The following is a 7,116-nucleotide window of genomic DNA, read 5'->3' on the forward strand; positions in this document are numbered from 1 at the left end:
CGCCCCGTTTGGCGCCACACTAATACGCGGCCCACCACATCGGGTTGGCCCGCTTCTTCACTGTGGAGCTAAGGAGAATTGAACTCCTGACCTCCTGCATGCCATGCAGGCGCTCTACCAACTGAGCTATAGCCCCTTGCTGTTTCCGTCTCCGCTCCGGTTTCCCTCGCGGCGACAGACAGAACATTAACCGGCTCCCCGGCAGATCTCCAAATCGGTTCTCCGGGGGCCTCTGACCAGGCGGGTAGGGTCGCCGACTGTGTCCGTCTCCGTGCTGTCGAAAACCCGCCCCCGGCCCTGGCCCCTGGTCACCGCCGCGGCGGCCTGCCTGCTCTCCTTCACGGCCTTCTGGGTGGCGCAACGCCTCGCCCACGTGAACATGCTCGACGTGATGGTCTACCGCGCCGAGGCCGAGACGCTGCGGGCCGGAGGCGACCTGTACGCGATGCGCGCCACCTCGGCGAACCTCGGCATGACGTACCCGCCCATCGCCGCCGTGCTGTTCCTGCCGCTGACCTGGGTGAGCGTTCCGGTGATGCGGACGCTGTCGACGGCGGGGAACCTGCTGCTCGTGATCGCCCTGGTGCGGCTGTCGCTCCAGCTGGTGCGCCCGGCCCTGGCGCGCGCCGGGGCCCGTACGGACCTGTGGCGCACGACGCTGTGGGTGGCCGCCGTCGTGGTGTGGTGCGAGCCGGTGTGGACGACGCTGCGCTACGGGCAGATCAACCTGCTGGTGGCGGTGGCGGTGCTGTGGGACCTCACCCGTCGCGAGGGGAGCCGCTGGGCCGGGCTCGGGATCGGTCTGGCGACCGCGGTGAAACTCACACCGGGGCTCTTCGTGGTGCTGCTGCTCGCGGCCGGTCTGCTGCTGTGGCGCCGCGACCGCGGGACGAACCCGTGGCTGCGGACGGCGCTGACGGCGACCGGATGGTTCCTCGCCGCGACCCTGGCCGCGGTGGTGGCCCTGCCGGCCGACTCCCGCACCTTCTGGACGCGGACCCTGTTCGAGACCGGGCGGGTCGGCCACGCCGAGGAGACCGCCAACCAGTCCCTGAGCGGGGTCCTCGCCCGGCTGATGCACACCGACTCCCCCGGCGTGTGGTGGGTGCTCGCCGCCGGCGCGTTCGGCGCCGTGGCGATGACGCTGGCGATACGGGCGGCGCTGCGCGGCGACAAGGCAGTGGCCGTCGTCGTCTGCGCCTTCACCGCCCTGATGATCAGCCCGATCTCCTGGTCCCATCACTGGGTCTGGTGCGTCCCGCTGCTGATCCTGCTCGCGGACCGCTCCACGCGCGCGTGGCCGGTGACGGGCGCGGTCGCGCTGGCCTTCGCCTCGTTCGCGCTGTGGTGGGTGCCGCACGACCCGGGCCGGCCCGAACTGGACCAGAACGCGGGTCAGATGCTGCTGTCGGCGGTCTACCCGCTGACGGCGACCGCCGTTCTCGCCGGGTACGCGCTGAGCCTGCGGCGGCGTGACGCCCTGGCGGGGGGACGCGCCGGCGGCTCAGGGGAAGACGTCGGCCGCCCGGGCCCCGGCGAGGGAGAGCCGGCGGGCCGGCGCGATCACGCCGTGGCGAAGGAGTAGAACCGCTTGAGGGTGCAGTGCTCGTCGAGGAGCCGGCCGTAGATCGGCTCCCCCTCCAACTCGCGGTAGGTCTCGATCGGGTCGCCTTTTATGATCAGCGCCCGCGCGCACTCCTCGCACCAGTACTGGAAATCGGGGTTCACGGGATCCATGTCGCGGACGATGGGCGTCCCGCTGCCGCACCAGTCGCACTTCCGCCTGTGTGCACCCATCAGTCAGCTCCCGCTGTGGCCGCAGGCCGCGCACACATAGGACACCCCGCCGTCGACGCCGAACACCTGGGCCACCCTCCCGTCCGGATCCTGGTCCCCCTCCGGCCGTCCGATTCTGCCATGGCACCGCAAGAGGGTCGGCGCGCTCGGCACACCCGTCCCACCACGCCCCCGGCGCCCGGGACGACGGCAGCGTCCAGTCGTACTCCTGCCCGAGGACCAGGGGCACGGTCAGCAGGGTGACGCCGGCGGCGCGGCGGTCGGCGCTGACGAGCCCTCACCGAGGACCTGCCCGGCGATGGCCCACCAGTGTGTCCGGCGACCACGGGTTGCAGCCCGTGGCGAGCAGGCGCCGAGGAGCGGTCCGGGGCGATTGTCGGTGCCGGGGGCTTTACTGAGGGCGGGACGTGTCGTGGTCGAGGTCGTGCGCCGAGCGTGACCGCGGCCGCGTACGGGTGACGGGAGACCGCCGATGCCGGCATCCGCAGAACCCGGCAGCGGTGGGACGGGGACTCGACCATGGGGGTGTGACGACTGTGGCACCGACTCGAGCGCGCCGGCGGCCGGAGCTGGCAGCCTTCCTGCGCAGCCGCCGGGCCCGGGTGACTCCGGAGGACGTGGGCATGCCGCCGGGGCTGCGCCGCCGCACGCCCGGGCTGCGCCGGGAGGAGGTGGCCCAGCTCTCCGGGGTGGGCGTGACCTGGTACACGTGGCTGGAGCAGGGGCGGCCGATCAACGCCTCCGCGCAGGTGCTGGACGCGGTCGCCCGTACGCTGCGGCTCGACCGGCCGGAGCGGGAGCACCTCTACCGCCTCGCGGAGGTGCCGTACGAGCCGGACACGGCCACCGAACAGCTCCTCTCCGTGAGTCCGGAGATCCAGGGCATCCTCGACGCGCTGGTCCCGCATCCGGCGGTGCTCCACAACGCGCGGTACGACGTGCTGGCGACCAATTCCACCTACGCGCGGCTGTTCCTGGAGGACGCGCGGGGGGTGAGGCCGGCGCCGTCCGGGACGCCCAACGTGCTGTGGGGGCTGTTCACCGTGGCCGACGCGAAGTGCCCGGTGGTCGACCGGGAGGTGGAGCTGCCGCTGATGGTGGCCCAGCTGCGCGGCGCGTACGGGCGGCACGTCGGCGAGCCGGCGTGGGAGTCCTTCCTACGGCTCCTTTCGGAGGCCAGCCCGTACTTCGCCCGGCTCTGGCGCGGCGGTGACGTGGTGCCGCCGGGGACCAGGGTGAGGACCTTCCGGCACGAGCTGGTGGGCGAGCTCCGGATGACCTCGGTCTCGCTGTCGGTCAACGGGATGCCGGAGTGCCGGATCGTGGTCTACACGCCGCACGACGAGGAGAGCCGCCGCGCGATCGACACCTTGCGGGAGAACGGCCGGGACGGCGGTGGCTGAAGCGGGGGGGGGAACGACGGATCCCGCCCCCTTGCGGGGACGGGATCCGGTGTCTGTGGAGCTAAGGAGAATTGAACTCCTGACCTCCTGCATGCCATGCAGGCGCTCTACCAACTGAGCTATAGCCCCTCGTGTTCTTCGCGCTCCGCGCTTCGAACAAGAAGAACTTTAGCCTGTGACCTGCCAGAAAGTGAAATCCGGGTCCGCAGGCCCCTCAGGGGCCTCGGCGGGGCCCTCGGAGGTCTCAGTCGTCGTCGCCGAGGACCGGCTCGGGCAGCGTGCCGGCGTTGTGCTCCAGCAGGCGCCAGCCGCGCGCGCCCTCGCCGAGGACCGACCAGCAGCAGTTGGTGAGCCCGCCCAGACTCTCCCAGTGCCGGGCCTCCAGGCCGAGGAGCCGGCCGATGGTGGTGCGGATGGTGCCGCCGTGGCTGACCACGACGAGCGTGCCGCCGTCGGGAAGCTTGTCCGCGTGCTCCAGGACCACCGGGGCGGCCCGGTCGGCCACCTCGGTCTCCAGTTCGCCGCCGCCCCGGCGCACGGGCTCGCCGCGCTTCCAGGCCGCGTACTGCTCGCCGTACCGCTCGACGATCTCCTCGTGGGTGAGGCCCTGCCACTCCCCCGCGTACGTCTCGCGCAGCGCGGAGTCGTGGGAGACGGTGTGGCCGGTGATCGCGGCGAGTTCGGCGGCGGTGGCGGCCGCGCGCTTCAGGTCGGAGGCGACGATGGCGTCGGGGCCCAGCGCGGCGAGCAGACGGGCGGCCCGGCGCGCCTGGGCGACGCCGGTCTCCGTCAGCTCGATGTCGGTCGAGCCCTGGAAGCGGCGCTCCAGGTTCCACGAGGTCTGCCCGTGACGCCACAGAACGATGCGGCGGCCCCTGCCGCCCGTGGTGGTGCTCAGCTCAGCTCACCGTCCGCTCCGTCGGCGCCGGTGAGGGCGGCGTGCTCGGCCGCCTTGCCGCGGGTCTTCACGGCGTCCTCGGGCAGCGGGAGCTCGGGGCAGTCCTTCCACAGCCGCTCGAGGGCGTAGAAGACGCGCTCCTCGCTGTGCTGGACGTGGACGACGATGTCCACGTAGTCGAGCAGGATCCAACGCGCGTCGCGGTCGCCCTCACGGCGGACCGGCTTGGCACCGAGCTCCTTGAGCAGCCGCTCCTCGATCTCGTCGACGATCGACTTGACCTGGCGGTCGTTGGGGGCGGAGGCGAGCAGGAAGGCGTCGGTGATCGACAGCACATCGCTGACGTCGTACGCGATGATGTCGTGCGCGAGCCGGTCGGCCGCCGCCTGGGCGGCGGCGTTGACGAGCTCGATGGAGCGATCAGTGGCGGTCACAGGCAGGCTTTCGTCGGCGGTCCAGTACCCCTCCAGGGTCTCACGGACCGCCGACGGACCCGCAACGATTACGAGGCGCCCGGAACCTTGTAGTCCCGGCCGAGGACCACGGTGACGGCGGCGGCGCCGCCGGGCGTGCCCTTGGTGACCGCGCTCTCCGGCAGACCGAGGGTCTTGGCGACCTCGACGGCGGTCGCCTTCCGGGCGTCGTCGCCGTACACGACCTGCGAGGTTCCCCGGGTGCCGGTCTCCGTCGTCCCGCCGACGAAGGCGTAGCCGCCGTTGATCAGGACGGCCCGGACGGCCTCGGTGGCGTTCCTGCCGGAGGCGTCCTTCACGGAGACCCGCGGCACGCCGTCGTTCTCCGGCGGGGTGACCTTGCCGCCGAGGACGTCCTTGACCACGTCGTCGCTCGCGCCGGCGCTGAGCGTGCCGTCGGCGCCGACGGGGAGCACCGTCGTGCGGTAGTCACCGACCTTGGCGTACTCGCCCAGCTTGGCGAGGGAGGCGCCGAGGTCCTTGGCGGGCAGGGAAGGGTCGAGGATCTGGACGAGGTACTCGATGGCGGCGGTGGCGGCCTGGGGGTCGCCGGGCATCTTGCGGAGCACGCCGTACAGGACCTGCCCGAAGCGCCGGCTCTGGTCGGCCTCGGTCTCGCCGGGGGCGCGGTACGTGGCGTAGGCGACGGCGGCGGCGCCGTTGAGGGACTGCTTCTCGCCCTTCTCGACGAGCGGGGCGGCGCCCTTCCTGCGGTCGGGCACCGTGGTGTCGGTGTCGGCCTCGATGCCGCCGAGGTACTCGACGAGGTTCTCCAGGTAGGGGGTGTCGAGCCGCCAGGTGCCGGTGATCTCGGCGCCGAGGAGGTTGCCGACGGCCTCGCGGGTGCCGCTGGAGCCGTCGTCCTCGACGGACTTGCCGAGCGTGGTCGCGGCGCCCTCGCCGTCGGCGACGACGACGGCGTTGGGGAGCAGGACGGTGGTGCCCTGCTTGGTGGTGGCGTTGTCGACGAGCAGGGCGGTGGTGGTCGTGCCGCTCTTGGTGTCGTGGAGGTGGATGACGATGGTGTCCCGCTTCTGCGGGCCGGTCGCGGGGGCCGGGCCGGCCTGTTCGCGGGAGGTGCCGGGCAGCAGACCGGCGGACCAGAGGTAGCCGACCCCGCCGACGGCGGCGAGCACGAGGACGACGACGAGGGCGACGATGCGGTTGCGGCCGCGCCGACGGGCCTCCTCGCGCCGCTCGGAGCGGCTCTCGGTGAACTTGAGCCAGTCGATGACGTCCTCGGAGTCCTCGTCGGGCTCCTCGATGAACGAGAACTGCTCGGTGCGGTAGGCCCGGTCCTCGTCCTGCCCCGTCCGCCCGGGTCCGCCGGCGCGTCCGGACTCACCGGAGGCTTCCGGGGCGGGGCGCTGGCCGGGGACACCGGGGGGCGCGGCCGTGGGGGCCGCCGGCGCCTCGGGCGCGGGGCTCGCGTACGGGCCGGGGGCCGGGGCGGCCTCGGGCGGGGCGGCCGCCTGCCACTGCTGGGTGCTGCCGGTGCTGTCGTACGCGGGGTAGGCGTAGTCCTGCGGCTGCTCGGGCTGCTGGTACGGGGCCTGCTGGGCGTACGGGTCGTACGCCGGCTGCTGCACCGGCTGTCCGTACGCGTCGTAGGCGTAGCCCTGCTGGGCGGCGTACGGGTCGTAGGGCTGCTGCTGCGCCTGCTGCGGGACCTGCTGCTGGTACACCGGCTGCCCGTACGCGTCGTAGCCGATGATCTGCGGCTGCGGATGGTACGGGTCGTACGGGTTCTGCTGATCGTTCACCGGTGCCCCTCCCCGGGACTCACTCGCCGCGGTACAGCTGGCGCTTGTCGATGTAGCGGACCACACCGTCCGGGACCAGATACCAGACGGGGTCGCCCTTCGCGACCCGGGCGCGGCAGTCGGTGGAGGAGATGGCGAGCGCGGGCACCTCGACCAGCGAGACGCCGCCCTTGGGCAGGCCGTCGTCGGTGAGGTCGTGGCCCGGCCGGGTGACACCGATGAAGTGGGCGAGCGAGAAGAGTTCCTCGGCGTCGCGCCAGGTGAGGATCTGCGACAGCGCGTCCGCCCCGGTGATGAAGAAGAGGTCGGAGTCGCTGTTGAGGGAGCGCAGGTCCCGAAGGGTGTCGATGGTGTACGTGGCGCCGCCGCGGTCGATGTCGATCCGGCTGACCGAGAACTGCGGGTTCGAGGCGGTGGCGATGACCGTCATCAGATAGCGGTCCTCGGCCGGCGACACGGCCTTGTGACTCTTCTGCCAGGGCTCCCCGGTCGGCACGAACACCACCTCGTCGAGGTGGAACAGGGCGGCCACTTCACTGGCCGCCACCAGGTGTCCGTGGTGGATCGGGTCGAACGTCCCGCCCATCACGCCGAGTCGGCGCTTGCCGCGGCCGCCAGTAGGCACTTCCTGCTCTCCCATGCGTGCAGAGCCTACTGGCACGGCGGCGGACACCGGATCGGCGGTCTTCCGGCTCAGCGGTCGCGGTTGAAGCGGGTGGTGATCCAGAGCAGCAGCATCAGGGCGAGGAAGGCACCGCCGCCCGTGACGTACGGGTTGAGGC

At 72.2% G+C, this 7,116-nt stretch carries 7 protein-coding genes and 2 tRNA genes; 2 read left to right on the forward strand and 7 right to left on the reverse strand.

Annotation, left to right across the window (positions count from 1 at the left end; all coding sequences use genetic code 11):
- Window positions 1-63: 63 nt before the first annotated feature.
- A tRNA-Ala gene (locus RIF68_RS17470) sits at window positions 64-136 on the reverse strand.
- Window positions 137-259: 123 nt separating this feature from the next.
- On the opposite strand from RIF68_RS17470, the gene RIF68_RS17475 reads away from it, so the two are divergent.
- A complete protein-coding gene (locus tag RIF68_RS17475) occupies window positions 260-1,585 on the forward strand; it encodes a glycosyltransferase 87 family protein (protein WP_309052199.1) in 1,326 nt (441 codons plus the stop codon).
- Here the strand turns inward: RIF68_RS17475 and RIF68_RS17480 are convergent.
- Window positions 1,564-1,797 (reverse strand): hypothetical protein, encoded by a 234-nt coding sequence (locus tag RIF68_RS17480; RefSeq protein WP_030211122.1) that lies wholly within the window; start codon window positions 1,795-1,797, stop codon window positions 1,564-1,566. The two genes, RIF68_RS17475 and RIF68_RS17480, sit on opposite strands and share 22 nt — an antisense overlap.
- 527 nt (window positions 1,798-2,324) lie before the next feature.
- Here RIF68_RS17480 and RIF68_RS17485 point away from each other — a divergent pair.
- Entirely contained in the window at window positions 2,325-3,200 is an 876-nt protein-coding gene (locus RIF68_RS17485; RefSeq protein ID WP_309052200.1) for a helix-turn-helix transcriptional regulator, read from the forward strand.
- 56 nt (window positions 3,201-3,256) lie between these two features.
- Here RIF68_RS17485 and RIF68_RS17490 read toward each other — a convergent pair.
- The 5 genes from RIF68_RS17490 to nadD form a co-directional block, all read right to left on the reverse strand.
- Window positions 3,257-3,329 (reverse strand) — tRNA-Ala (locus tag RIF68_RS17490).
- Window positions 3,330-3,444: 115 nt separating this feature from the next.
- Complete coding sequence (locus RIF68_RS17495) at window positions 3,445-4,098, reverse strand: histidine phosphatase family protein (RefSeq protein ID WP_309052204.1); 654 nt, start codon at window positions 4,096-4,098, stop codon at window positions 3,445-3,447.
- Window positions 4,095-4,532 (reverse strand): ribosome silencing factor, encoded by a 438-nt coding sequence (gene rsfS, locus RIF68_RS17500; RefSeq protein ID WP_309052201.1) that lies wholly within the window; start codon window positions 4,530-4,532, stop codon window positions 4,095-4,097. The genes RIF68_RS17495 and rsfS overlap by 4 nt, the downstream gene beginning before the upstream one ends.
- 68 nt (window positions 4,533-4,600) lie before the next feature.
- The gene (locus RIF68_RS17505) at window positions 4,601-6,334 is read right to left on the reverse strand and encodes a LytR C-terminal domain-containing protein (protein ID WP_309052202.1); all 1,734 of its coding nucleotides are present in this window, start codon (window positions 6,332-6,334) and stop codon (window positions 4,601-4,603) included.
- 19 nt (window positions 6,335-6,353) lie between these two features.
- Entirely contained in the window at window positions 6,354-6,974 is a 621-nt protein-coding gene (gene nadD / locus RIF68_RS17510; protein WP_309052203.1) for a nicotinate-nucleotide adenylyltransferase, read from the reverse strand.
- Window positions 6,975-7,116: the final 142 nt, after the last annotated feature.

Source organism: Streptomyces sp. (genome assembly GCF_031178505.1).
In the GTDB taxonomy this organism is placed as follows: domain Bacteria; phylum Actinomycetota; class Actinomycetes; order Streptomycetales; family Streptomycetaceae; genus Streptomyces; species Streptomyces gulbargensis.